Origin of the sequence: Pseudoalteromonas phenolica (assembly GCF_005876835.1) — a bacterium.
GTDB lineage: Bacteria > Pseudomonadota > Gammaproteobacteria > Enterobacterales > Alteromonadaceae > Pseudoalteromonas > Pseudoalteromonas phenolica_B.
In genome coordinates this window covers 99,417-121,888 of sequence record NZ_PPSW01000030.1, presented here as the reverse complement: position 1 = coordinate 121,888, position 22,472 = coordinate 99,417, and the positions used below count along the sequence as shown (strand labels likewise).

Genomic DNA, 22,472 nt, shown 5'->3' with positions numbered 1-22,472 from the left:
GTACATTCAGGCCAATATGACCCAAATGGAAAAGGCTGGGTGGTCATTTTTTATTGACTTTTGAGAATAAAAAAGGCATATTCCTCGGCCTTTAAATTAAGCTTATTTTAAGATTGTTAGGAGCAAACCTTGGCTAACATCAAGTCTGCAAAAAAACGCGCTATTACTAGCGAAAAGCGTCGCAAGCACAACGCAAGTCGTCGTTCTATGATGCGTACTCTATTCAAGAAAACTGTAGCTGCTATTGAAGCTGGCGACAAAGAAGCTGCAACTGTAGCTTTCGCTGCCGTAACTCCAGTTTTAGACCGTTACGCAACTAAAGGTCTTATCCACAAAAACAAAGCTGCTCGTCATAAGAGCCGTTTAGCTGCTAAAATTAAAGCACTATAATTTGTTTTTGAATGAAAAAACCGACTGTTAAGTCGGTTTTTTTTTGCCTTTAAGAAAGGAAGAAGAGAAGCTTTTTTAATAAAGCTCCAATTCTGGATAAAACTTTTTCAGCATCGCTGCAATTTTCTTCGGTGAAAACGGTTTAACCACAAACCCTTTTGCCCCTCTTTCAATCGCATCTTTAACGTTATCAACGGTTGAATGGGCAGATACCATCACAACATTAATATTTTCGTTAATTTTATTAATGTCAGCGATCAGCTCTTTGCCGTCACCGTCAGGTAATTCGATATCCAAAAATACAATATCGAAATGTTGTTCTTCGCATGCGGTAATACATTGTGTCGCAGTAGAGGCTTCTCTCACATGGTCTATGCCCAAGTGCATCAATGTTTGATGTAAGAAACTACGAACTGTACCCACGTCGTCCACTATAAGTATTGAGATATGTTGATCCATAATCATCCTTTCCATATGCTGCCGAATAAATTTAGGCTATGATTAAATCATAGAATCATTATAGAGACATGCAAATAAAAGGCTACAAAACGAATGTCTAATCAATCAAAAAAACAATCTTTACTAGGACAAGTTAATCCACAACAAAAAAAACGACAAAGTAGTCAAAAGAAAAAACGTCTTTCTCCACAACAACAAAGAGCCGCAATGGCACAAGCACAATTAGCCCAAACTCAACTCAATAACCCCCAAAAACAAAAAGGTATCAAACGTTGGATTACACTTGGCATTATTGCCTTATTAATTATTGTTTTTCCTAAACCGCAATTGATTACCTATGAAAAACTAGGGATCGTTGCTACCAGTGTCTATTGGTCTGCATTGCCAGGTCTTGATCCGGTCATCTTTGATTCATCGCTTCACCCAAGGCCAGCACTAGATAAGAATACTCTCTATTTATGTATCAATAAGCTCGATCCTGATACCTGTCAGAAGTATCAAATAATCAAAAAAGAAGGTTTCTTTAGTGCCTTAAAGGCGCTCATTTCGAATTAAAAAAACTAATCTGAAAATTACAAAAATACTCGTTTGAAGCATGGTCAAACTAACACCATAATGGCGCTCCTTTAACCAACCACAGGAACCCAAACAGACCATGCCAAACGAGCTCGACTTGTTGCTAAACATAGTGCTTCTACTTTTAGGTGCTGGAGCCTTTTTTATCAACCACTTAACTACTTTACGCGTTGCCGCATTGGCCGCATGTAGCTTATTATTTTTATCGTTTAGTTTTGATCTGATGAGTACCAGTGTGGTGTCTAATTTAAGTCTAATTATGATTAATACATTTTATCTATTTAAAGTGTATACATTCGGACAACTTAAATTAAGTCATACCGACTAACATATTATTAACCTAGCCTTTGAATTGTCCTGGTAGCCAATTCCTTAAGGCTAGGCTAAAATCATCGCCATATCTTCAATGCTACAGCTGAGGTGACGTATGGCGATGACAGATGAAGAATTGTTTATGGCTTCAATGGGTGATGTCACCCCGCTTGCCAAGAACAATCAAATAGAACTACAAAAGAAGAAAAACGCTCCGACCCTGAGTCAACTTGAAAAGCGCAAAGCCGCCGAACAAGAATTAGAGTTCGATGCAAATTACCTCTCCACCGAGTATGTAGACTTACTTGATCCACACGATTTATTAAGCTTTAAGAAAAGTGGTGTGCAACATGGTGTGTTTAAAAACCTACGCTTAGGCAAATATCAAATCGACGCCACATTAGACTTACATGGCAAAACATTTCGTGAAGCCAGAAAAGCACTCTTTGATTTTGTTACCGATTGTCAGCAAAGAAGTATTCGTGTCTTGCTGATAAGACATGGCATTGGTTTAAACAGCAAACCGCACCCAGCCATTTTAAAAAGCTATACTAATAAGTGGTTACAAGAAATGCCTATCGTCTTAGCGTTTCACAGTGCATTAAAATGTCACGGTGGTTCTAGCTCAACCTATGTGCTGTTAACTAAAAGTGATGAGAAAAAAATGGAAAACCGAGAGCAACACGCTAAGCGCTGATCTTTTCATGAGCGACACAGCTACCGTACTCCGGAAGCTCTGTCGCTTTAGCCTGAGTAAACCATGCAGAAATTGCCAAAAGAATAACTGAGATAAAAACGAAAGAAAATTTTACTCCACCTTGGCTGTCACGCATTGTATTACCCTGTTTATTATTATTTTTTTATCTAAACTACTGAAAGTATAAAAATCACACAAGGTGTTTTTTTATACAGTAAGTGAAAGGAATGAGAGAATAAATCTGCTCAGCACTTTCCAATACTTATTTCCTACCTTTTAATACCCTTTTTGTTTACATACTAGATTACTTAATTGTGAGTTTGATTGTTGTGCTTTGACATTATCTGCAATTTGTTCACAAACCGTTTTGAGCTGAGTCAAAGCCGCACAATGTGGTGTGATGGTTATTTTGGTGTGCGACCAAAATACATGTGATTTAGGTAATGGCTCTTCGGTAAACACATCCAATACTGCTGCTGCAAGTTCGTCTTGATCAAGCGCTGTTAATAAATCTGCTTCATTTAAATGTTTGCCTCTAGCAACATTAATTAGCAAACAATGATCTGGTAACTGCTTAAACATATCTAAGTTCAAAATCTCTTCTGTCTGTGGCGTTAGAGGTAATAAACACACCAATACATCAAGCTCTTTAAGAAAATCAGGTAGCTGAGCATCACCATGAAAGTGAGTAATATGCGTTAATTGCTTTTCAGAGCGAGACCAACCGCTGACTTTAAAGTTATTGTTGATCAGCTTGTTTGCAACACTTAATCCTAGCTCTCCCATACCTAAAACGCCCACATGCTGAGTTGCATGCGCTCGTTTTGGCTTCCATTGCCCTTGTTGCTGTTTTATTAGGTACTCTTTAATACGTAGCTTATGCGCCAAAGTATGGGCTAAGACATTTTCAGCCATATCTTCTGCCAATTGTGTATCTACAATACGAGTAACTTGAACATGTTCAGGAATAAGACTTAAGTCAATTGCATCCACCCCCGCACCATAACTCTGTACCACTTGCAAATTAGGTAGTTGTGCCCAAAGCGTTTCAGGTGCTTTCCAAGCCAATACAAATTCAACCTCTTCGAGATTATCGCAGTGTGGCCACTCTTGTATTTTTACATTGGGTAACTGTGCGCTGAGTTCAGCAAGGAGTTTGTCGTTATTACGACCTGTGACACAGACTAAAACTGACATTTGTTATTCCTAATAAAGCAACTTGTTGATAATCATATTGGTCATGTAATTAAGACTCAAGCGAGGGTTTCATTAAAACCATAAAACAATGTCGGCTGTCATAAAAGCACCGTAAATTTGCAACAGCCTTGTCACACAGTGTTTTTAATCTACAAAAAACACTTAGAGTTGAGATTTACTATGATCAGTGTCGATAAGGTTATCGAAGCAAATTTACCCCAGCTAGAAAAGTCCCCAAAAGTAAAAGGACTAGTAAAAAAAGGCTTGGGTTATTTACTTCATGAGCAAGAATTTGTGGCATTTGCAGATACCTACCCGCACCTGCAAGGATTAGAGTTTGTTGAGCAAGTTCTAGACGAACTTGAATTTGATGCCCGTTATACCACCAAGCAACTTGAGCATATACCCAGCGAAGGCTCAGTTGTGATAGTCGCAAACCACCCTATCGGCTCTTTAGATGCACTCGCTCTAGTTAAACTTATCAGCAAGGTACGAGGCGATTTAAAAGTAGTTGCGAATCGGATGCTGATGTCGCTGACCCCCATGCACTCTTTATTACTCCCTGTTGATAATTTATCTGGCACAAGCCGTAAACAAGAGCTCAGCAACATTCATAAACACCTCAAACAAGGTGGCGCTTTATTGATCTTTCCTGCTGGCGAAGTTTCTCGATTAAGCCCTACAGGCGTCAAAGATTGTAAGTGGAATAGTGGCTTTTTAAGAATGGCAAAACGCGCTAACTGCCCTATTTTGCCCGTTCACATCAAAGCCAAAAATAGCCCTTTATTTTATGGCACTTCAATGATCTACAAGCCTCTAGCCAGCCTGCTATTGGTAAAAGAAATGTTTAAGCAGCGTCAAAAGTTTTTAGAGTTCGAAATCGGTGCATGCATACCGCCTGAGTCTTATCTGCACAACAATGTCAAAGACAAAGAGATGGTGGCACTTATCCGCAAACAGCTATATCGCATTGGTACTAAAAAGTCGCTCCCCCTCACCACACAAACACCTGTTGCACCTCCAGAATGTAAAAAAAACTTGAAAAGTGCCCTTGAAGCCTGTGAGCGTATTGGCGAAACGCAAGATGGTATGCAAATCTACCTTTATCATTACACGGGTAGCTCGGTCATTTTCAGAGAGTTAGGTCGATTACGTGAACATGCATTTAGAGCTGTCGGCGAAGGCACAGGCAAACGCAGAGACATAGATAAATATGACATGCATTACACCCACCTTATTCTATGGGACCCGAATCAACTCGAGTTAGTTGGCGCCTATCGGCTTGCCAGTGCCAAAAAAGTACTCGAACAGCAAGGTCGCGAGGGCTTGTACACAGATACCTTAGTCGATTACAGCGATAAAATGCAACCATACTTTGAGCAGGGATTGGAGCTTGGCCGCAGCTTTGTGCAACCTAAATACTGGGGGCGAAAAAGCCTAGATTACCTTTGGTATGGTATAGGTGCATTTGTAAGACGTTACCCTGAACACCGTTATTTATTTGGCGCGGTGAGCCTATCGAACGCCTTGCCTGAAGAAGCCAAAGCCATGTTGGTGTATCACTACCAGCACTATTTTGGTCATTTACCTGAACATGCTATTGCTAAACATAAATACCGCTTAGATAGCGCTCAGCAAGAGAATTATAAGAAGCTGTTTTTGGGTAATAATATCAAAGAAGATTTCAGCGAGCTTAAGCATATCCTTGCCAATATGAATGCTCAAGTACCAACGTTATTTAAGCAATATACAGAGTTGTGCGAAGACGGCGGCGTGAACTTCCTGTGTTTTAGCGTCGACCCAGACTTTAGTAACTGCATTGATGGGCTCGTGTTGGTTGATTTAGAGAAAATAAAACCTCAAAAGGCCAAACGTTATTTAGGTGAGTAGTATTCTGTAAAAATGAAATATGCGGGATCTTAGTCATTGAAACAGATAGAAACATGTTTTTAGTTTCTATCTGTAATTTTCGGTGTTAACGTCGGGTCTATTAATATAAAGGACCCAATACGTTTCAAAGATGATCAAAAAAGTACTTCAATTAGCCGTTTTTGCCGTAATATTTATTGCAGTCACTGCCTACCAAGAACTTGGTATGTTAGCTGATAATGGTGAGCAACCCGCGCCTTACTTCTCATTACCCACACTCGAAAATGAGCACAAACAGATTAGTTTAAGTGAACTCACGGGGCAGCAAACCGTTGTTTACTTCTTTGCGCCTTGGTGCAGTATTTGTAAGTTCAGCATGCCAAATTTAGATAAGCTTCATGAACAACAAAAACTCAATGCCGTTGCTATTGCCCTAGATTATGACTCAAAAGAAGCGGTTGAAGCTTTCACACAAGATTTAGACCTCAGCATGCCAGTACTTATGGGAAATCATCAAATTGCTGCCAATTTTAAAGTCAAAGCCTACCCCACTTATTATGTGATTGATGAAAATCTGAAAATAACAGAACGTTCAGTGGGCTACTCTACAGAACTTGGCTTAAGAGCACGTTTATAAGCTCCTTTCTTTTTAAATAAAATGCCTTTGTAATAAAGTGTAGACGCACCTCTACACTTTCTTACCTAAACCCGCAACACACTTACAACTTATCTCCTTAAACTAGTCGCCAATTCATACCAACTCAGCTTGCAACAAGGATCCCAAATGAACAAGCTCGGCGTATTTTCAACTACCCTATTTAAGTTTTCACCGCTATTTTTAGCCATTTCACTGTCAGCTCATGCTGATGAGCAAAAGCCACAGAACAAAGAAATGGAGCACATTGAAGTACTTTATAAACGCAGTAGTATCACCAGTGAAATAACCGAAGACACTGAAAAGTTGATTGAAATGCCCGGTGCCCTTGGCGATCCGTTAAGAGCCGTTTATGCACTACCTGGCGTGGTTGCTGCTGGCGGCTCAATGAGCGAGCCAGCTGTACGTGGTTCATCACCCAGTGATAATATTTTCGAAGTGGACTTTATGCCTGCAGGCTACATATTCCATGACTTTGGTAGCTCTATCTTTAATCGTCATATTATTCAAGATTTCCAGCTTTATTCAGCAGGCTATGGCGCAGGTTACAGCAACGCCACTGGCGCCGTGTTTGACGTAACATTACGCAACCCTAAATATCAACCTATAACCACTACCCTAGATTTTTCGATGTTTAATGCCGGTGTATTTGTTGAAGGTCAAGCCACAGAGAATACCGCATTTTACTTTTCAGCCCGCAAAAGTACTTTGCCGCTATTTTTCTCGGAAGGAGAAGAACTTGAAGATGATGATGGCGAATTAACAGGAGTGATCATAAACGATGCACCGGACGATCACGATTATCAAGGGAAATGGCTTTGGGATATCAATGCCAATAATACTCTAACGTTTAATTTCACTGGTGCAGAAGACTCAGCCGCTGCAGGCTTTAATGAACGTGCTGAACTTGCACAAAAGACACCTGAATTTCAGGGCGATGCACGATTTATCCGCGAGTTCACAAGCCAAAATATCTTATGGGATCACTACAACAAAAATTATCACTTTAGAGTAGGACTAGGGGTGCTAGACCATTCTGGTCGACTTGAATATGGCAAACGTGCAACTTTAACGAATGGCTACTTTGAAGAAGAGTCAGAAAAGCAAACCACCCTAAAAGCGCAGTTGAATTACCGTTTAAATAACCAACACAGACTCGTGACCGACATTGGTTTTTACGACAACGAAACCACTTATATATATGACTCATTCCAATATCTGTGCACTGAGCTTGACCCTGATTGTGACCTTAAAAAAGGAGAACGTATTTCAGGTAAACAAACTGCTGGCGCTGATAGTGCTTTTGTAGGTGTCACCCATGTTTGGCAAATCAACGACAAGCTACAAACAGAAACTGGCGTGCAATTCCAACATAACAAACTCACCGATGAAAACTTTGTGCAGCCTCGCCTTGCTTTAAACTACTATTTGTCAGATTCAAGTACCATCACAGCCAAGTTTGGACAATATAATCGTCAGCAAGACATTGATTATATTTTGCCTGAAGTCGGCAATCCGAATTTAAAATCACAATCGGCAAATCATACAACGCTAGGGTTCGCACAAGAACTTGAAAATGAATGGTCATGGTCTGTTGAAGCCTATTACAAAACCATGGACGACTTACCACTTGCCATTGCGGAAGACGCACCTGATGCGCAAAACCTATATGCCAATGATGTGGAAGGCCGAGCCTATGGTGTTGACTTTCTGATCAATAAAAACAAAACCGATAACTGGTATGGGTGGTTAGCATTCAGTTATGCCAAGAGTGAACGTACGGATTTAAGAAATAATGTCACGCGTGACTACTACGCAGATACCCCATTTGTATTCAATGCGGTATTTAACTACGAAATCAATGAACTTTGGCAAGGCGGCTTTAATTTTACGGCACGCAGCGGCCAAGCTTACACACCAATTGTTGGCGTGAGAGAAAACCCAGACTTCGATAATCGCTTTTTACCTGTCTATGGCGAACCATTCTCAGAGCGTCACGATCTGTATCACAGGCTCGACATACGTTTTGAACGTAAAACACGTGTATTTGGTCTAGATGGTAAGCTTATTCTGGAACTAATGAACGCATACGGCCAAGACAATGTCAGCAGCATCGACCTTGATTACAAAAAAGTGAAGTCAGTAAATGACTTATATATAGAAGAAGAAAGCGATGACTTTGAAATGCGCCCATCTATTGGGTTTAGCGTGACTTTCTAATATCACTTTTTAAATTAGTTTTCGACCCATCTAGGGTTTGCCATATCTTGGTAAGCCCTCTATTTGGGAATCATCATTTTTATTGATGATTTCGATTCAATTAATCAACTTTTACTTCTTATAAATTCCTCTAAACTTAGTTGCAGTTAAACAAAATCATCAACGAGGAATTCAATATGTTTACAGTTATTTTTGGTCGTGAAGGGTGCCCTTTCTGTGTTCGTGCAAAAGAACTTGCTGAGCGTTTAAAAACAGAGCGTGAAGATTTTAACTATCGCTACGTAGACATCATCAAAGAAGGTGTGAGTAAAGCAGATTTAGAAAAGTCAGCAGGGAAACCTTGTCCGACTGTGCCACAGATTTTCTTAGATCAAACGCATATTGGTGGATTTACCGATTTTGAAGCCTATGCAAAAGCAAATTTAGGTTTGTATAGTAATTAAACAAGGCTTCTTTGCAGAAAAGTAAAAAGCCCTAAAAGCCTTGAAATTGTTACTTTGCTGTAAATTTACACAAAACACACTGATTAAATTTCGTACAACATCAGTCACATATAAATTAGTTCTAATTTATACAAGCAATTGCTGGGCTTTTCCTATACAATGCGCGCCTCTTTAAATTCGTTGAGGCGCATTAATGTCAGAACCAGTCACGTTTGAATCTTTAGATCTTTCACCTGCAATTTTAAAAGCAGTCGAAGAGCAAGGATATAAGACACCATCTGAGATCCAAGCTCAATGTATACCGTTATTGCTAGAAAGAAAGGACGTACTGGGACTAGCGCAGACGGGTACAGGTAAAACAGCAGCATTTGCATTACCACTATTAAACAATATTGACCCGGCTACGAAGCAGCCACAAATTTTGGTGTTAACACCAACACGCGAACTTGCTATTCAGGTAGCAGAAGCATTTGAACAATATGCTAAATACACTAAAGGCGTTGAAGTACTAGCGCTTTACGGTGGTCAAAGCTACGGCATTCAGCTTAGTGCTTTACGCCGCGGTGCACAAATTATTGTTGCGACACCGGGTCGTCTTATCGACCACATCAACCGTAAAACGATTGATTTATCGCAACTGAAAGCACTTGTGCTAGATGAAGCTGACGAAATGCTTCGCATGGGCTTCATTGAAGATGTTGAAAACATCATGGAAAAAACGCCTGAAAACAAGCAAACTTGTTTGTTCTCAGCAACTATGCCTAAGCAAATTCAGTCTATCTGTAACAAGTACTTAGACAACCCAGAGCAAGTGCATATTTCTGCACGTAACTCGACAGTATCAACTGTTGAGCAAGTGTTCTGGCGCTCTACTGTTCATAAAAACAAAGCTATCGTTCGCTTCTTAGAGGCTGAAGATTACGATGGCGCAATCGTATTCGTACGTACTCGTAATGATACTGTTCAACTTGCTGAACTACTTGAGCGTGAAGGCTTCTCAGCAGCACCATTAAATGGTGACATGAACCAGCAGGCACGTGAACGCACAGTTGACCGTTTAAAAAGCGGCTTAGTAGACATCGTAATCGCAACAGACGTTGCAGCGCGTGGTCTTGATGTAGAGCGCTTAAGCCTAGTTATCAACTACGATATCCCGCAAGACAGCGAAGCATACGTTCACCGTATTGGTCGTACGGGTCGTGCTGGTCGTACTGGTAAAGCAATCCTATTCGTGAAAGGCAATGAGCGTTACTTACTACGTAACATCATGCGTCACACTAAGTCTGAAATTGCTGAAGTCGAATTACCAGATGCGAAAACTGTTGAACAAAAACGCATCGCAGCATTACAAGCTAAGCTTACTAATGCACTAGAGCACAAAGACATTACTTTCTTTAATGAAGTTGCTGTAGATCTTGCTCAAAAGCTTGAACTAAGCCCTGAAGACTTAGCGGGTGCGCTACTAGCACTTGCACAAGAATCTTCACCGTTAAAAGTTGAAGAAATTAAGCGCGAACGTCGTGAACGTGATGACCGTAAAGGTCGTGATGGTCGTGATGGTCAGCGCAATGAACGTGGTGGTGAACGTCGTGGTCGTGAGCGTGGTGAACGCGGTGACCGTGGCAATCGCAACAGCAGCCAAACACCAATGGATACATACCGTATTGATGTTGGTCGTGATCACGGTGTGCAAGTTAAGAACATCGTTGGTGCAATTGCGAATGAAGCGGATATCTCAAGCAAGTTCATCGGTGACATTCGTTTATTCAACGAGCACAGTACCGTTCAGCTTCCGAAAGATATGCCAGCTGACGTACTTGGCCATTTCAAGAACGTATTCATCTGTAAGCGTCCTATGAACATGGTTAAGAGCACACACCCAGCTGATCAAGCTGGTGGTGGTCAAGAGCGTGGCTTCCGTGGCGAACGTAACGATCGTGGTAACCGTGGTGAAGGTAAGCGTAGCTTCCGTGATAACCGTGGTGGCGACCGTAAGCCTCGTCGTGATGGAGAGCGTGGTGAACGCAAAGAGCGTCGTCCAGTAAGCTTCACTGCTTAATAGCACAGATATAAAAAAACCCGCACATGTTGCGGGTTTTTTATTTCCCAAACCAGCCCTTTAACTCAGCAATCTATTTTGAGTATTCTCAAGAATTGGTCCTAAGCTAACTCATTAAAAGTGAAAGGAAAAATTAGCACCAAAAGCACTCTCTGTATGACTGTTGCCATACCACTTAGCATTACCATGCACAAACTCCAACATCACCGACGACCAAGTATTGAATTGATATTCAAACCCAACATTCACACCATAGTTTGTGCCATCTGTCTGAAAATCATTTAAAAAGCAGCGTTGTGAGTTACTATCCCAATCGCAGCCTAACTCAAAATTAAATTTATAGTTTTCACCTGTCGCCTCACCGCGCTGATAAAACACACCACCATAAATAAGTTTATCTGCCGCAACACGATAGCCGGTGACCCAAGCTAAATCTAAATAATCATAGCGCTGTGACCACCTGCGATCTTTTTTTCTGCCTGACTGCTCAGGTGACTTCACATAACCAATAGAGACAGCCTGAGAAACATTACCCACTTTCAATTGCTCTTTCGGTGCACCATAGAATTGATACTTTAATGCAACCTTAGTATCCGTAGAATAAAGGTAAGAAACCTCAACACCTTTGCCTAGCGTGACGGCAACATCGGCCCTCAGTGAATGATTATTGCTTTCACTTAAACCATCTTCAGAAACAATGTTCTTACCTTCGAACCCTAAACTTGCGCGCACGTTAAATGCCTCAGAATGAACTTCAGGACTATCGAATCTTGATAAACCAGGCTCAACTGTCGGCGTTGACTCACAACCTGTTATGCCTACAACAGCAACCAAAACTCCAATTTTCTTTATCACCCACACTTCCTTAATTGAATTTTCCTAAATAAGAAACATGGATATTACCATATGAAAAGCTGATAAAAAGACCATTTTTAAAGCAAAATTACTTGAGAACATTTAGTTTTTCTAGCAATTTTTCTACTTCAAACTCAGCACCACAGATCAAACCACTTGCTCGATTATGTTGCCAAGGTTGCCCTATTTTAAAAACTCCCAACTTTTCAGCTGCACTTATATCGAACTCATTACTGTCTTGATATAACTTCGGAATATCAATAAAGCTAAAGTCATCTTTATAGCCAATCGCGCTAATCATGATGTCTGGTGCGAGCTTTTCTCCATTATCAAAAGTAACACAATCATCACCAACTGAAACAACTCTAGATTTTAAATCAACTCCCAAAGCTATAAGTGCTTCGTTATTAATATCCGTATCAGGGAAAGGGTCTCTACTTTTTAAAAACTGAGCGATGTTGAAGTTTTTAGGAAGCTTTAAAAGACCAGACCATTTCAGCAATGAAAAAGTTTTAATTCCCAGAATATGCTCTGGAAACAGATTGCGCTTTTTACCTTGCGCCAAGTAAACCTTGTTTTTATCACTCAGCTTTTTCGCAATTTGTCGACCTGAAGCACCATCACCCACAACTAAGATTTGCTGGTTTTTGAAGTTCATACTCTGTAATTGCTCTAAACCTAGCTGTAAAAACTCAGTATCTCCATTAAAGAGTTTTACAGGCACATTAAAGGCGCCGGTGGCTAAAACAATTTGCTTCGCTTTAATCACTCCATGCTCGGTAAAAACAGAAAACCCATTTATTCCATCATGAGTTACCCTTAATACATGACAGTTTGTTTTAATTGCCAGCTGATGATGCAAGGCAAACTCTGATAAATAATCAGCAAACTCATCTTTAGTTAAATAATCTCCTTGAGAGTGAGGGATATAAAAACCAGGGAGCCGATTTAACTTATTAGGGGTGAATAGGGTTAAGCCCTGATAACGTTTCCTCCACTGGTCGCCAACATGCTTGTGTTTATCAAGGATCAAATAATCAATGTTTAAGACTTTTAAACGGCTTCCAAGCACCAGACCCATATGGCCTGCACCGATAATTAACACACTCGTTTGTAAATTCATAACCACTCCAGAATAAGAAGTGATTATCTTAAGAGGTCTACATCGTTAAAGATTGAATAAACTGGCTATCGATTAACTAAGCTGTGAAAAGACTATCTATGAAGATTTTGACTTCGAGGCAGTTAACTTAGAGAGTCTCTTATAGGTTTCATGATAACCCTGAGAGAGATCACTAAAGTTTATTCTTGGCATAAGCTGAGTCAATTTATCAAGCTCATTGAGTTGTTCATATACTTCAGCGGTTCGTATAAGTATTACCGCTAAAAACCTAGGATTATTTTGCACTAATAATAACTCTTCTGTCCGTTTAAAATGCTCAAGCGCCAACTCATGTTTATTCATCAATTGATAAGTTCTGGCAACATTAGAGTAAGCCACTACTTTTTTTGCATCATGCTCTGTGTTTTTAATCCAATCTAAAGCGAGCTTGTAAAATTTCGCAGCACGCTCATAGTTTTGCCAAGTAAAGAAGATATGTCCTTTGTTAGTATGTAATTCAAGGTGAAATACAGGATCGCCTCGTTTACCAAACTTGTTTTCGGCCAATAACAATAATTGATACGCTTTTTGCCTATCACCAAACACATATTCAAGATTAGCAATTTCTACCATACGCATAGGATCTTCAAAAATATGATAAATTTTTTCTAGTTTAGAAATTGCTTTTTGCGCATATTGCCTAGCTTGTTCTTTCTTACCAAAATAAGCCAATGTTTTTGAGTAGTAATAATTAAGCTGTAGCTCGAAAACATCAGGCATATTTTCAATTGCAAAAAGCGGAATAATCATTTGTTCTAATTTCTTAAATTCACGCTTGTCGTAATAATAATCTAGCTTATAAGAGATAAGCTTAAACCAAGCTTTAGAATAAAGGGGTACAGCGTCACTCTGCTTTTTCAGCAAAGCTAAACAAGCTTGCTCCTCTTTTTGTAGGCAATAAGACTCGTGATCACTAAAGTGCTCTGAAGCATTTGCAGTAATGGAGGTAAAAAAGAGAAAAAGTAACAACAAAACAATCATAAATTTAGCATATCAGCTAACACAACAGCATTAGTCTAGACTAAGCAAACTATAAAAATGATAAGAAAAAACTATTAAATTCCCTTCTCATTTACACGTCATTACAATAAACAAACCCAAAAGAACTAGCCTAAAAAAATAAACCAACCCTTTATAACCAGCCCAAAAGTCAAATTCATCAATTAAGCCAAAGTTAATTTGCTAGCCAACAATTTCATTTATTGCCAATAAGAAAAGTAAACAACTGTAAACAAGCACCTGCTTTTATTCCAAAAAAGTGCTTAAATAGCCGCCCTCTAAATACAGAGGCTATTGTTAATAAAAGGAAAATAACAATGTTTAATTATTCTAAAGTTGCGTTAGGTATCGCAGCATGTTTCGCACTGTCTGGTTGTCTAGAAGTTGAAGATAACAATAACAACAATAACGATGCGCTAGTAAAACAACTAGAGCAACAAAATCAAATCTTACAAAATCAACTAGACTACAATAAACAACAGTCTGAGGCTTGGAAAACAGCCATCACGCTAGTAGGCTCAGTAGAGCTTGCAACTGAAGGAGATACACTTCCTAGTGATTTATCTGTTACTTTTTACCACAACGGCCAATGGCACGATGCAGTTTCTCTTGCTGCAGACGGTTCGTTTGAAGTATCTGAACTTCCAGCAAACACTGACTTTATTGCAAAGGTAAGCAGTGCGTCAAATGCGATTGTTAAGCGTCATTTTTTCTTCAGAACACCATATAAAACAGATAAATTTGTCCAAAATCTAGTCGCTTTTGAAGTAGGTCTGCCAAAGACTATTGAGTTCACTGTTTTAGATGAAAAAACCAACTTACCTTTCACAGATCTGCACCTAGAAGCTGATCTAGATGCAGATAGCAACGCTTTAAATGCCCTTAAACAAGTTGCTGGAGACAACTTATCAAAGGCAACTCTCAATTCTGAAACAGGTATGTATGAACTAGTGGTGCCTAAAGGCATTACCCTATTTTTACAGCAAGACCGTGATCTAGATAACGATGGCACGAATGACGTAACTTCTTTTGATGCTAGGTACAGCAATCAGTTAGAAAATAACCAATTGTTTTATTTAGATAAGCAAAAGGCTGAAGAGTTTGAGCTAGTGCTTAATTTTATCAATGCAAATGGTGAAGCGATAAAGCCTGAGCATGTCTTTGCAACGAACAATGATTTTGGTTCATCTGACTTTACCTATGATGACACATTAAAAACTCACTCTGTTGATGCTAACTATCTTGGTTCACTAAGAGTTTATATACCAGAGTTCAGAATCAATGACACTCAGTATAAGTCAAGAAGTCTAACTGTTCGTAACTACAATGAGCAAACAGAATCTTATCAAGTTGAAGGCGCTTTAAACAGCTGGCGTGACCATAACATTGCTGTTGAAAACAATGTACTTAGCGTTGTTGTTGTACTTGAGGAAAATACAGAACAGAATCTTTCTCTTCAAGTTGTAACGAGAACTGAAGAGCTAAATCAAGAGCAAGCATTCACTTACTTCTTTAATGCCCCTATTGCTATCAATGAAGAAACGGTAGTCACAGTAGAAAAAGAAAATGCACTAATCGCTACTCCTGGAAATGCATCTAAGGATGATTCAATCGAGCCAGGTACAACTTACTTTGAATATAAGAATGTTGAAGTTGAGTCAAGCAGCATTCTGAGCTTCAATGACACAGCATTAACTTTAAAGCCAAATGCAAAATTAGAAGAAGGGTATAGCTATCGCTTCAATATAGAAAAAATCGTTAACAAGAAGACTGATGAGTTAGAAGAAATTAACTACTCTAATACGGTAACTATCGAAAACACCGAAGCATTCACTGACAATGCGTTTGTTGCTGATAACTTAAACTACCGTAAAGAGGGTGAGTTAATTATAAGTAAAAATACTGCAAATGTAGCTGCTGGTAGCAACAGCGATGTTCGCGGTCAAGTATGTATCTTAGTTCCATCTAAGTTCGGCGTTAGGTTCTACGACGTGACCCCTAAGAAAGCGGTTGTAAATGGCGTTGAAACAAAGATTAACAATTCTTGGTCTAACGGCCATTCGGCACAAAATTTTTATCAACTAGCAGACAATGAGAATGTTTCAGGTTCATATCCAATCCGTTCTAGCGCTCAGAAAAATGGCACCTACTCAACAACTTGTTTAGAGATGTATGATGCGAATTATAATTCCATCTCATCTATGGAAGATAATACTCCTGCCAACGAAAATAGCGTAACTGTAGAGATCGAGTATTTCATCGACGCAAATGGTGAAAGAGAATACAAAACAGTTGAGAAGAAACTTTACATCGACTAATTGACTCTTTTATTTAGAATTTAAGCCGCGTAAATCGCGGCTTTTTTAATGGTACTATCTACTTTTTAAAATAATACAACTGCCCTTAGCTGAAGAGTCAACAGCTAAGCTCAAGCCATTCACCCCACATAAGCGCTCAACCAAAGACAAACCAATGCCAAAGCCGCTGCTGTTCTTCGCTTTTACACCTTGTTGCTTAGCGTGTTGAAAATCAAAGCCACAACCACTGTCTTTTATTTCAAACACACCGTTTCGAGCACGAATTTTTATCCCGCCTTGCTCGGTATAACGCACTGCATTTTGCACCAAATTTTCAATGATGATCTGCACGCTTTGCGCGTCTGCATTTAATGTTGACCCCGGCTCTATCTCACACTCAATTTCAAGTTGCTTAGCACTGATCTGCTCAGCGTAATTTAAAATACTTTGCTCAATGAGCGGCTCAATAAGTACAGGCTGTTTGCTGAGCTGTGTTTCGCCCCGTGCAACGAGTAATAGATTCTCTACTGTCTTTTGCATATTCTCAGCTGCATGATGAATACGCTTAAATACACCCCGCTGTTGCGCTGTCAATTGCTTGTCAGCTTGTAATAATTCGCATGCCCCTAAAATACTGGTGATCGGGGTTCTCAGCTCATGACTGGCATCGCGGGTAAATTGCAATTCACGCTCGACAAATTCTGACACTTCAATAAGGGCTTTTTCTAAGCTATTTGCAAACGCACCGAGTTCATTATTTGCAAACGGTGCAGCAAAGCCTTTTGGAAGGTGCTCAGGATCGCATGAATTAAGTAACTCACTGAGCTCGGTTAAGGGTTTTAAAGCGCGTTTTGAGAAGAAATAAGCCAATAAGGCACTCAACAACAACATGATTGCCGCCATAATACCTAACACAATAAGTGCTGGCTGCGTAAAGCCTCTCACAACCAATAACTGACTCACTTCTGACACCAATAAAGCATCATCAAACTTTAATCGCTCAATATGATAGTGCAGGCCATTATCTCCAAAGATCTCTTTCTCTTTTGGATACTGCTCAAGAGAGCGCTGGATCTTTTCGGGCAGTGCTCCTTGATTCTTATAAACCCTAAAATATCTTTTGCTGGGTGAACCGTACTGCCCTGTTGCCTCGTGGCTTTGCTCTAGACGCTGTCGCTCTTCCATAACTTCACGGTGAATAAATACATCTTCTACGGTGAACATAAAAATAAAGCTCATACCAACAAACAGACCTGAATTGATCAGGGTAAATAGCCCAAAATAGGCAACAAAGCGGCTTTTTATGGTGCGAAACATTAACTTTCTACCTTAAAAGCAAAGCCAACACCGTGTAAAGTCGCCAACATATCATAAGCAAACGGTTTATCGAGTTGCTTCCGAATTTGATAAATATGCGAGCGAAGCGCGTCTGATTCTGGCGGCTCAGCCCCCCATACTTTTGTCATTAGGTCGCTTCGACTTAAAGGTTTGGGATGAGATTCAGCAATGGCTAATAAGATTTGATAATGTAAGTTCGATAATGGGATAACACTTTGCGCACGTTCAACAGTTTGAGTCTGGCGGTTAATCTTCAGCTCGCCAATTTCGAGTACATGTTCTGTCGCAACCCGATGGCGTATTGATAAAACCTCAATGCGTACCAATAGCTCTGCCAGTGCGAAAGGTTTTGTCAGATAATCATCAGCACCTTGCTTAAAGCCACTGAGCTTATCATCTAGCGTGTCGCGTGCGGTTAGCATAATAATGGGAATATGGCGGGTACTTTGTGTCCTTAACTGCTGACAAACCTGTAAGCCGTCGAGGCCGGGTAACATGACATCTAATACGATGACATCAAAATAATTATTCAGCGCCAGTTCGAGCCCTTGCGTGCCACTATAAGCAAAATCAACTTCATGACCTTGTGCCATCAAGTAATCCCCTATATTGGCAGCAATATCGGCTTCATCCTCGACCACTAAAATTGATAATGCAGATGTCATATCTAATCCATTCTTATTCTTTTCAACCTAATGCAATACCTCGAGTATGCCATGTCACACCGTGAAGGTAATGTGAAATTCACTTTCACATCGCTTTCACACCTAAGCCTCTAAGCTCATTGCATCTCATTAAAGGAGCAATTGATATGGTTAAGAAAATACTTTTAAGTTTACTGGCTGTGGTTTTAGTTCTTGTCGCAGCCGGATACTGGGCGTACAACCTAATAGACAGAGACGCTTTTAAGCATGATTTCAAAAATACTCAAAGAGCAGACCTGCCTTACATTACAGAGAATGTGCCTGAGCACAGAGGCAAAATATTAGCGGTGGTTACCAGCCACAGTGAACTTGGTAATACAGGCAAAACCGTAGGCTATGAATTGACTGAGTTGTCACGAGCATATTATGTGTTTGAAGCCAATGGCTTTAGTGTCGATATCGCCAGCCCGCAGGGAGGAAAGCCACCGCAAGTGCTGGATGGCGACGATATGAATCAATACGACTATGCGTTTTTAAACGATGCAGCGGCAAGTAAAAAGCTTGAGCACACCTTTAAGCTAAGTGAAGTAAACCCAGATGACTATCAAGCAGTGTATTTTGTCGGCGGTAAAGGCACCATGTTCGACTTTATTGATAACCCTGATATCACTCGTCTTGTTGAGCATTTTTACAATAATAACAAGGCCATTGCCGCAGTTTGCCATGGACCTGCAGCCCTGATTGGTGCTAAGAACGCCCAAGGCGATTATATTGTTGCCAATAAAGCCATCACTGCCTTTACCAATGATGAAGAATTACTGCTTATTCCAAATGCCCCAGAAGTCTTTGGCCAGTTGCTACAAGATACACTGACCGAGCAAGGCGCAAAATTCAGTGAAGGCGCAATGTACCTTGATAATGTTGAAGTCGATGGCAACTTAATTACAGGGCAAAACCCTTGGTCTGTATGGACCATGGCAGAAGCCACGATTAAGCAGTTAGGCTACACGCCAAAAGCACGTGAGATCACACCTGAAGAACACGCCGTAACCATAATGAACACTTATCACCTGCAAGGCTCTGAACAAGCCCTTGCCGTTGCAAAGTCTTTATTAGAAAAACAACAGCCTTACATGCGTAACCTAGTGTTTATTCACTCACTGATGGCATTTATGCAGTTTGATGTGATTGAAGGAGTAAGCCTATTAGTCTTCGTACAGCAGTTGAAGAACTTAACCTGAACTCAGATTAACTAAAGTTTTTTGGCCGTACAGACTGCTTTTTAATGCAATAGTTTGTACACTTGCAGCATCAAAATAATCGATAAAAGAGAATTCTCATGACAATTGAGCGCAAGCACACAAAACAACGTATGAGCCGTATTGTGGTTCACAACAACACTGTTTATCTATGCGGCCAAGTGTGTGCTGATGCCACACAAGGTATTAAAGAGCAAACGCAAACCATGCTAGACAAGGTTGATGCCCTACTTCTAGAAGCAGGCTCTGATCGCGAACATATGTTAAGTGCTACGGTATACATTAAAGACATGCAATATTTCGCCGAAATGAATGAAGTGTGGGATGCATGGGTACCTGAAGGCCATGCTCCTGCTCGCGCATGTGTTGAAGCTGCAATGGCACGTCCTGAGTTACTTGTTGAAGTCTCAGTGGTTGCTGCGGTTAAAAACACTTAACCTGTTAATCATTCAAATGAGCAAAAATCTTTGTTTTTGCTCATTTATCGTTTCTAAATTCTCTTAAATCACAATATTTGACGGACGTTTCAGCTGTTCAAACACCTCATCAACACGTTTGACGCCCAAATCGAATTCAGCACGACTACTTGGTCCGCCGATGGTAAAGCGTAAACCATTTAAAGTATTATCTGATGGCTGTTTAGGGTTTTCAAACACATCGAGTGTACGCACTTCGACTTTGTTGGCTTTTAACTGCCCTGCCAAAGCATGCATATTCAATTCACTTGCTAACGGAATAAATACATTGAGCCCAGCAAATACCGCCGTCATTTGATGCTTTTCGAAAACCGCTTTGAGCGCAGCGATACGATAGCGAATTTCTTCTGCCAGTTTATCTTGGTTATATGCAAACTCTTTGCTTTTTAACGATCGCATCAAAAGTTCGAAGTTCATCATAGACACCGCCCAGCATTGACTGTGAATTTGTTTTAATAACGTTTGCTGCCACAGCACAGGCGCTAACACATAGCCGGCTCGCAAGCCGCCTGCAAAATACTTCGAAAAACTCGCAATATAAAACACTCTATCAGGTGCTTGCTGCCAAAGTGGTAAACGCCAATTACCCGGCAAGCAGTAATTCACATCATCTTCTAAAATAAAAAAATTGTAGCGGCGACTCAGTGCTAGCAGTTGCTGTAACTTCTCATCGCTATATCTTACATTCGTCGGGTTTTGGCAGTTTGGGGTAATGTAAATGGCTTTCACCGAATGAGTTTTACACGCTTGCTCGAGTGCTTCTAAATCTAAGCCGTTCTCTTTTACAGCAATACCCAAGGTATTTAAATTAAGCGCGTCACAGGCATGATAAAAACCGGGATAACAAAGGCTTTCATGCACCACAAAATCATTGGGCTGACACACAGACGCCAAACTTGCGTAGATACCCTGCTGCGCACCTTGGCAAAAAATCACCTCATGTTGCTCACATTCAAGTCCTTTTTGCTGTAGCCAACTCTTAAAAAAACGTTGATGATGTGGCAAACCGTTGAGTTTATAAGTCATTAGCTGCTCTAACTCTACTGGCTCATTAGCAAGAGATTGCATGGCTTTAGCCAGTACTTGCTGCTGCCCCATCATGGGCTGCATGCTTGAAGCAAAATCTGTTTCAGAGGCAAATTCACTTACTTGCTCTTTGACCGCAACAAAAGTACCCGCCCCTAACCGAGCAGTCACCACCGCCCTTTGCTCCAACAAAGCATAGGCCCGTGTCACCGTACCATGGGTGATCGATAGAAAATCAGCGAGCTGTCGTTGTGGCGGTAATTTTTCACCAAAGACCAGTGCTTCTTCAGTGATCGCCTGTTCAATTAACTCAGCCAAAGCGCGGTACTTGGGGTGAGCTTGTGAAAGTGTATTAAACCTATCTAGATCTGGCTGCCAAATTGTATTCATAACAATAAAATCATTGCTGCTTTTTAAGCATTATGACAATTAATAAGGCAAGTACAAAATAATTAATTGTATCAATACAATTCTTAGGAGTGTTTTACCATGAGTGCCGAGTTGCTTACTTTAATACCCGCCCTTATTTTATTTTGTTTCGCCGCTGCTTTTACGCCGGGGCCTAACAACATTCTACTGACTTATTCTGGCGCTAACTTTGGTGTTAAACGTTCACTTAATCATGTCATTGGTATTCGCGTAGGCATGACCGCAATCCATATCATTATGCTGTTTGGTTTAGGAAGTTTGTTCTTAGCTCTGCCTGTACTTCATGCCGCTTTGCAAGTTTTGGCATCGCTGTATATCGTTTATCTTGCGGTAAAAATTGCTCGCACCAGCACACTTAAAAAACAAGATTCGCTGCTTGTCGAGCCGATGAGTATTAAACAAGCGGCACTGTTTCAAATCGTTAATCCTAAATCACTCACCATGATCATCTCAGTCTGTAGTGCACTGACCTTACCTGGTGACTTGTATTGGCACTCAGCCATTATGGGCTTAATCATTTTTAATATTGTCGGGATCTGCTGTGCATTATTTTGGGTGACGACAGGTAAGTACATTAGCAAGTACTTACAATCACCTCAGAGTCTAAAGCGATTTAACCTGATCATGGCGGTTTTATTACTTGGCTGTTTACCCCTAATCTTTATTTCATAGGAGGCGATGATGCAATTAGTTCACCAATTGACCCCATTACAATTTAAAGAAATGTTTTGTTATTTGTCGGAGCGTAGTTATTGGAGTAAAGGCATAGACGAAGCGCGGCTAAAAAAGGCGCTCGAGCATTCTCTATGCTTTGCGTTAGTTGATGGCAAACAACTACTGGCTTTTTGCCGTGTAGTCACAGATCACGCTACCTTTGCCAATTTGTTGGATGTGTTTGTACTTGAGCCCTATCGCGGTCAAGGATTAGGTAAGAAGCTGATCGATGCGGTGATGACTCACCCTGAGCTGCAAGGGTTAAGACGTTTTACGTTAGCCACCAAAGACGCCCATAGCCTATATCAGCAGTTTGGCTTTAGCGAGCTAGCAAACCCAGAAATTGCCATGGAGAAGTATGTAACAAACATCTATAGCCACTCACTTTAAATCATA

The 22,472-nt window shown here is 40.4% G+C and carries 23 protein-coding genes; 14 read left to right on the top strand and 9 right to left on the bottom strand.

Annotation, left to right across the window (positions count from 1 at the left end):
* Positions 1-129 precede the first annotated feature (129 nt).
* Entirely contained in the window at positions 130-390 is a 261-nt protein-coding gene (rpsT, locus tag C1E24_RS17635) for a 30S ribosomal protein S20 (protein ID WP_058029114.1), read from the top strand.
* 75 nt (positions 391-465) lie between these two features.
* On the opposite strand, the gene C1E24_RS17630 is transcribed toward rpsT, so the two are convergent.
* On the bottom strand, positions 466-849 hold the full coding sequence (locus C1E24_RS17630) for a response regulator (protein WP_138483734.1): 384 nt from the start codon (positions 847-849) through the stop codon (positions 466-468).
* A gap of 93 nt (positions 850-942) precedes the next feature.
* On the opposite strand from C1E24_RS17630, the gene C1E24_RS17625 reads away from it, so the two are divergent.
* From C1E24_RS17625 to smrA, 3 genes are all read left to right on the top strand, one after another.
* Positions 943-1,404: a hypothetical protein gene (locus C1E24_RS17625; RefSeq protein WP_138483733.1), complete on the top strand. Its 462-nt coding sequence runs from the start codon at positions 943-945 to the stop codon at positions 1,402-1,404.
* Between the two features lie 100 nt (positions 1,405-1,504).
* Complete coding sequence (locus C1E24_RS17620; protein WP_058029111.1) at positions 1,505-1,753, top strand: hypothetical protein; 249 nt, start codon at positions 1,505-1,507, stop codon at positions 1,751-1,753.
* 99 nt (positions 1,754-1,852) lie between these two features.
* Positions 1,853-2,434 carry a DNA endonuclease SmrA gene (gene smrA / locus C1E24_RS17615; protein ID WP_138483731.1) on the top strand — a complete coding sequence of 194 codons (582 nt, stop codon included), beginning with the start codon at positions 1,853-1,855 and terminating at the stop codon, positions 2,432-2,434.
* Here smrA and C1E24_RS21000 read toward each other — a convergent pair.
* Positions 2,424-2,570 (bottom strand): hypothetical protein, encoded by a 147-nt coding sequence (locus C1E24_RS21000; RefSeq protein ID WP_171040928.1) that lies wholly within the window; start codon positions 2,568-2,570, stop codon positions 2,424-2,426. The two genes, smrA and C1E24_RS21000, sit on opposite strands and share 11 nt — an antisense overlap.
* Before the next feature lie 140 nt (positions 2,571-2,710).
* Positions 2,711-3,631, bottom strand: coding sequence for a 2-hydroxyacid dehydrogenase (locus tag C1E24_RS17610; protein ID WP_138483729.1), 921 nt, complete (start codon positions 3,629-3,631; stop codon positions 2,711-2,713).
* Positions 3,632-3,811: 180 nt separating this feature from the next.
* On the opposite strand from C1E24_RS17610, the gene C1E24_RS17605 reads away from it, so the two are divergent.
* The 5 genes from C1E24_RS17605 to C1E24_RS17585 all read left to right on the top strand — a co-directional run bounded on the left by C1E24_RS17605 (position 3,812) and on the right by C1E24_RS17585 (position 10,877).
* Positions 3,812-5,521 (top strand): lysophospholipid acyltransferase family protein, encoded by a 1,710-nt coding sequence (locus tag C1E24_RS17605; protein ID WP_138483727.1) that lies wholly within the window; start codon positions 3,812-3,814, stop codon positions 5,519-5,521.
* Between the two features lie 130 nt (positions 5,522-5,651).
* Positions 5,652-6,137 (top strand): TlpA family protein disulfide reductase, encoded by a 486-nt coding sequence (locus C1E24_RS17600; RefSeq protein ID WP_138483725.1) that lies wholly within the window; start codon positions 5,652-5,654, stop codon positions 6,135-6,137.
* Positions 6,138-6,284: 147 nt separating this feature from the next.
* Positions 6,285-8,375 (top strand): TonB-dependent receptor plug domain-containing protein, encoded by a 2,091-nt coding sequence (locus C1E24_RS17595; protein ID WP_138483723.1) that lies wholly within the window; start codon positions 6,285-6,287, stop codon positions 8,373-8,375.
* Between the two features lie 176 nt (positions 8,376-8,551).
* On the top strand, positions 8,552-8,818 hold the full coding sequence (locus C1E24_RS17590) for a GrxA family glutaredoxin (RefSeq protein WP_138483721.1): 267 nt from the start codon (positions 8,552-8,554) through the stop codon (positions 8,816-8,818).
* Between the two features lie 193 nt (positions 8,819-9,011).
* Positions 9,012-10,877 carry a DEAD/DEAH box helicase gene (locus tag C1E24_RS17585; protein WP_138483719.1) on the top strand — a complete coding sequence of 622 codons (1,866 nt, stop codon included), beginning with the start codon at positions 9,012-9,014 and terminating at the stop codon, positions 10,875-10,877.
* Between the two features lie 114 nt (positions 10,878-10,991).
* Here the strand turns inward: C1E24_RS17585 and C1E24_RS17580 are convergent, their stop codons facing one another.
* From C1E24_RS17580 to C1E24_RS17570, 3 genes are all read right to left on the bottom strand, one after another.
* On the bottom strand, positions 10,992-11,732 hold the full coding sequence (locus C1E24_RS17580; RefSeq protein ID WP_138483717.1) for a hypothetical protein: 741 nt from the start codon (positions 11,730-11,732) through the stop codon (positions 10,992-10,994).
* Between the two features lie 88 nt (positions 11,733-11,820).
* Positions 11,821-12,855 carry an NAD(P)-binding domain-containing protein gene (locus C1E24_RS17575; protein ID WP_138483715.1) on the bottom strand — a complete coding sequence of 345 codons (1,035 nt, stop codon included), beginning with the start codon at positions 12,853-12,855 and terminating at the stop codon, positions 11,821-11,823.
* Positions 12,856-12,951: 96 nt separating this feature from the next.
* Positions 12,952-13,875, bottom strand: coding sequence for a tetratricopeptide repeat protein (locus C1E24_RS17570; RefSeq protein ID WP_138483713.1), 924 nt, complete (start codon positions 13,873-13,875; stop codon positions 12,952-12,954).
* A 335-nt stretch (positions 13,876-14,210) separates the two neighbouring features.
* Here C1E24_RS17570 and C1E24_RS17565 point away from each other — a divergent pair, with 335 nt between their 5' ends.
* A complete protein-coding gene (locus C1E24_RS17565; RefSeq protein WP_138483711.1) occupies positions 14,211-16,211 on the top strand; it encodes a hypothetical protein in 2,001 nt (666 codons plus the stop codon).
* 54 nt (positions 16,212-16,265) lie between these two features.
* Here C1E24_RS17565 and C1E24_RS17560 read toward each other — a convergent pair whose 3' ends face one another.
* Together C1E24_RS17560 and C1E24_RS17555 are read right to left on the bottom strand one after the other, a co-directional pair.
* Positions 16,266-17,507, bottom strand: a complete 1,242-nt coding sequence (locus tag C1E24_RS17560) for a sensor histidine kinase (protein ID WP_138483710.1) — start codon at positions 17,505-17,507, stop codon at positions 16,266-16,268.
* The gene (locus C1E24_RS17555) at positions 17,507-18,193 is read right to left on the bottom strand and encodes a response regulator transcription factor (RefSeq protein WP_138483708.1); all 687 of its coding nucleotides are present in this window, start codon (positions 18,191-18,193) and stop codon (positions 17,507-17,509) included. The genes C1E24_RS17560 and C1E24_RS17555 overlap by 1 nt, the downstream gene beginning before the upstream one ends.
* 146 nt (positions 18,194-18,339) lie before the next feature.
* Between C1E24_RS17555 and C1E24_RS17550 the strand changes: the two genes are divergently transcribed.
* Both C1E24_RS17550 and C1E24_RS17545 read left to right on the top strand, forming a co-directional pair.
* A complete protein-coding gene (locus C1E24_RS17550) occupies positions 18,340-19,413 on the top strand; it encodes a type 1 glutamine amidotransferase domain-containing protein (RefSeq protein ID WP_138483706.1) in 1,074 nt (357 codons plus the stop codon).
* Positions 19,414-19,511: 98 nt separating this feature from the next.
* Complete coding sequence (locus C1E24_RS17545; protein WP_138483704.1) at positions 19,512-19,868, top strand: RidA family protein; 357 nt, start codon at positions 19,512-19,514, stop codon at positions 19,866-19,868.
* A gap of 63 nt (positions 19,869-19,931) precedes the next feature.
* On the opposite strand, the gene C1E24_RS17540 is transcribed toward C1E24_RS17545, so the two are convergent.
* Positions 19,932-21,323 (bottom strand): PLP-dependent aminotransferase family protein, encoded by a 1,392-nt coding sequence (locus tag C1E24_RS17540; RefSeq protein WP_138483702.1) that lies wholly within the window; start codon positions 21,321-21,323, stop codon positions 19,932-19,934.
* A 99-nt stretch (positions 21,324-21,422) separates the two neighbouring features.
* Here C1E24_RS17540 and C1E24_RS17535 point away from each other — a divergent pair, with 99 nt between their 5' ends.
* Positions 21,423-22,034 carry a LysE family translocator gene (locus tag C1E24_RS17535; protein ID WP_138483700.1) on the top strand — a complete coding sequence of 204 codons (612 nt, stop codon included), beginning with the start codon at positions 21,423-21,425 and terminating at the stop codon, positions 22,032-22,034.
* 6 nt (positions 22,035-22,040) lie between these two features.
* Positions 22,041-22,466 (top strand): GNAT family N-acetyltransferase, encoded by a 426-nt coding sequence (locus tag C1E24_RS17530; RefSeq protein ID WP_240722045.1) that lies wholly within the window; start codon positions 22,041-22,043, stop codon positions 22,464-22,466.
* Positions 22,467-22,472 lie beyond the last annotated feature (6 nt).

Coding starts and splice junctions, on each gene's coding strand:
- C1E24_RS17560 (WP_138483710.1), bottom strand. CDS start 17,507: ATGTTTCGCACCATAAAAAGCCGCTTTGTTGCCTATTTTGGGCTATTT.
- C1E24_RS17625 (WP_138483733.1), top strand. CDS start 943: ATGTCTAATCAATCAAAAAAACAATCTTTACTAGGACAAGTTAATCCA.
- C1E24_RS17585 (WP_138483719.1), top strand. CDS start 9,012: ATGTCAGAACCAGTCACGTTTGAATCTTTAGATCTTTCACCTGCAATT.
- C1E24_RS17605 (WP_138483727.1), top strand. CDS start 3,812: ATGATCAGTGTCGATAAGGTTATCGAAGCAAATTTACCCCAGCTAGAA.
- C1E24_RS17550 (WP_138483706.1), top strand. CDS start 18,340: ATGGTTAAGAAAATACTTTTAAGTTTACTGGCTGTGGTTTTAGTTCTT.
- C1E24_RS17540 (WP_138483702.1), bottom strand. CDS start 21,323: ATGAATACAATTTGGCAGCCAGATCTAGATAGGTTTAATACACTTTCA.
- C1E24_RS17610 (WP_138483729.1), bottom strand. CDS start 3,631: ATGTCAGTTTTAGTCTGTGTCACAGGTCGTAATAACGACAAACTCCTT.
- smrA (WP_138483731.1), top strand. CDS start 1,853: ATGGCGATGACAGATGAAGAATTGTTTATGGCTTCAATGGGTGATGTC.
- C1E24_RS17590 (WP_138483721.1), top strand. CDS start 8,552: ATGTTTACAGTTATTTTTGGTCGTGAAGGGTGCCCTTTCTGTGTTCGT.
- C1E24_RS17595 (WP_138483723.1), top strand. CDS start 6,285: ATGAACAAGCTCGGCGTATTTTCAACTACCCTATTTAAGTTTTCACCG.
- C1E24_RS17565 (WP_138483711.1), top strand. CDS start 14,211: ATGTTTAATTATTCTAAAGTTGCGTTAGGTATCGCAGCATGTTTCGCA.
- C1E24_RS17545 (WP_138483704.1), top strand. CDS start 19,512: ATGACAATTGAGCGCAAGCACACAAAACAACGTATGAGCCGTATTGTG.
- C1E24_RS17555 (WP_138483708.1), bottom strand. CDS start 18,193: ATGACATCTGCATTATCAATTTTAGTGGTCGAGGATGAAGCCGATATT.
- C1E24_RS17600 (WP_138483725.1), top strand. CDS start 5,652: ATGATCAAAAAAGTACTTCAATTAGCCGTTTTTGCCGTAATATTTATT.
- C1E24_RS17620 (WP_058029111.1), top strand. CDS start 1,505: ATGCCAAACGAGCTCGACTTGTTGCTAAACATAGTGCTTCTACTTTTA.
- C1E24_RS21000 (WP_171040928.1), bottom strand. CDS start 2,570: ATGCGTGACAGCCAAGGTGGAGTAAAATTTTCTTTCGTTTTTATCTCA.
- C1E24_RS17535 (WP_138483700.1), top strand. CDS start 21,423: ATGAGTGCCGAGTTGCTTACTTTAATACCCGCCCTTATTTTATTTTGT.
- C1E24_RS17530 (WP_240722045.1), top strand. CDS start 22,041: ATGATGCAATTAGTTCACCAATTGACCCCATTACAATTTAAAGAAATG.
- C1E24_RS17630 (WP_138483734.1), bottom strand. CDS start 849: ATGGATCAACATATCTCAATACTTATAGTGGACGACGTGGGTACAGTT.
- C1E24_RS17575 (WP_138483715.1), bottom strand. CDS start 12,855: ATGAATTTACAAACGAGTGTGTTAATTATCGGTGCAGGCCATATGGGT.
- C1E24_RS17570 (WP_138483713.1), bottom strand. CDS start 13,875: ATGATTGTTTTGTTGTTACTTTTTCTCTTTTTTACCTCCATTACTGCA.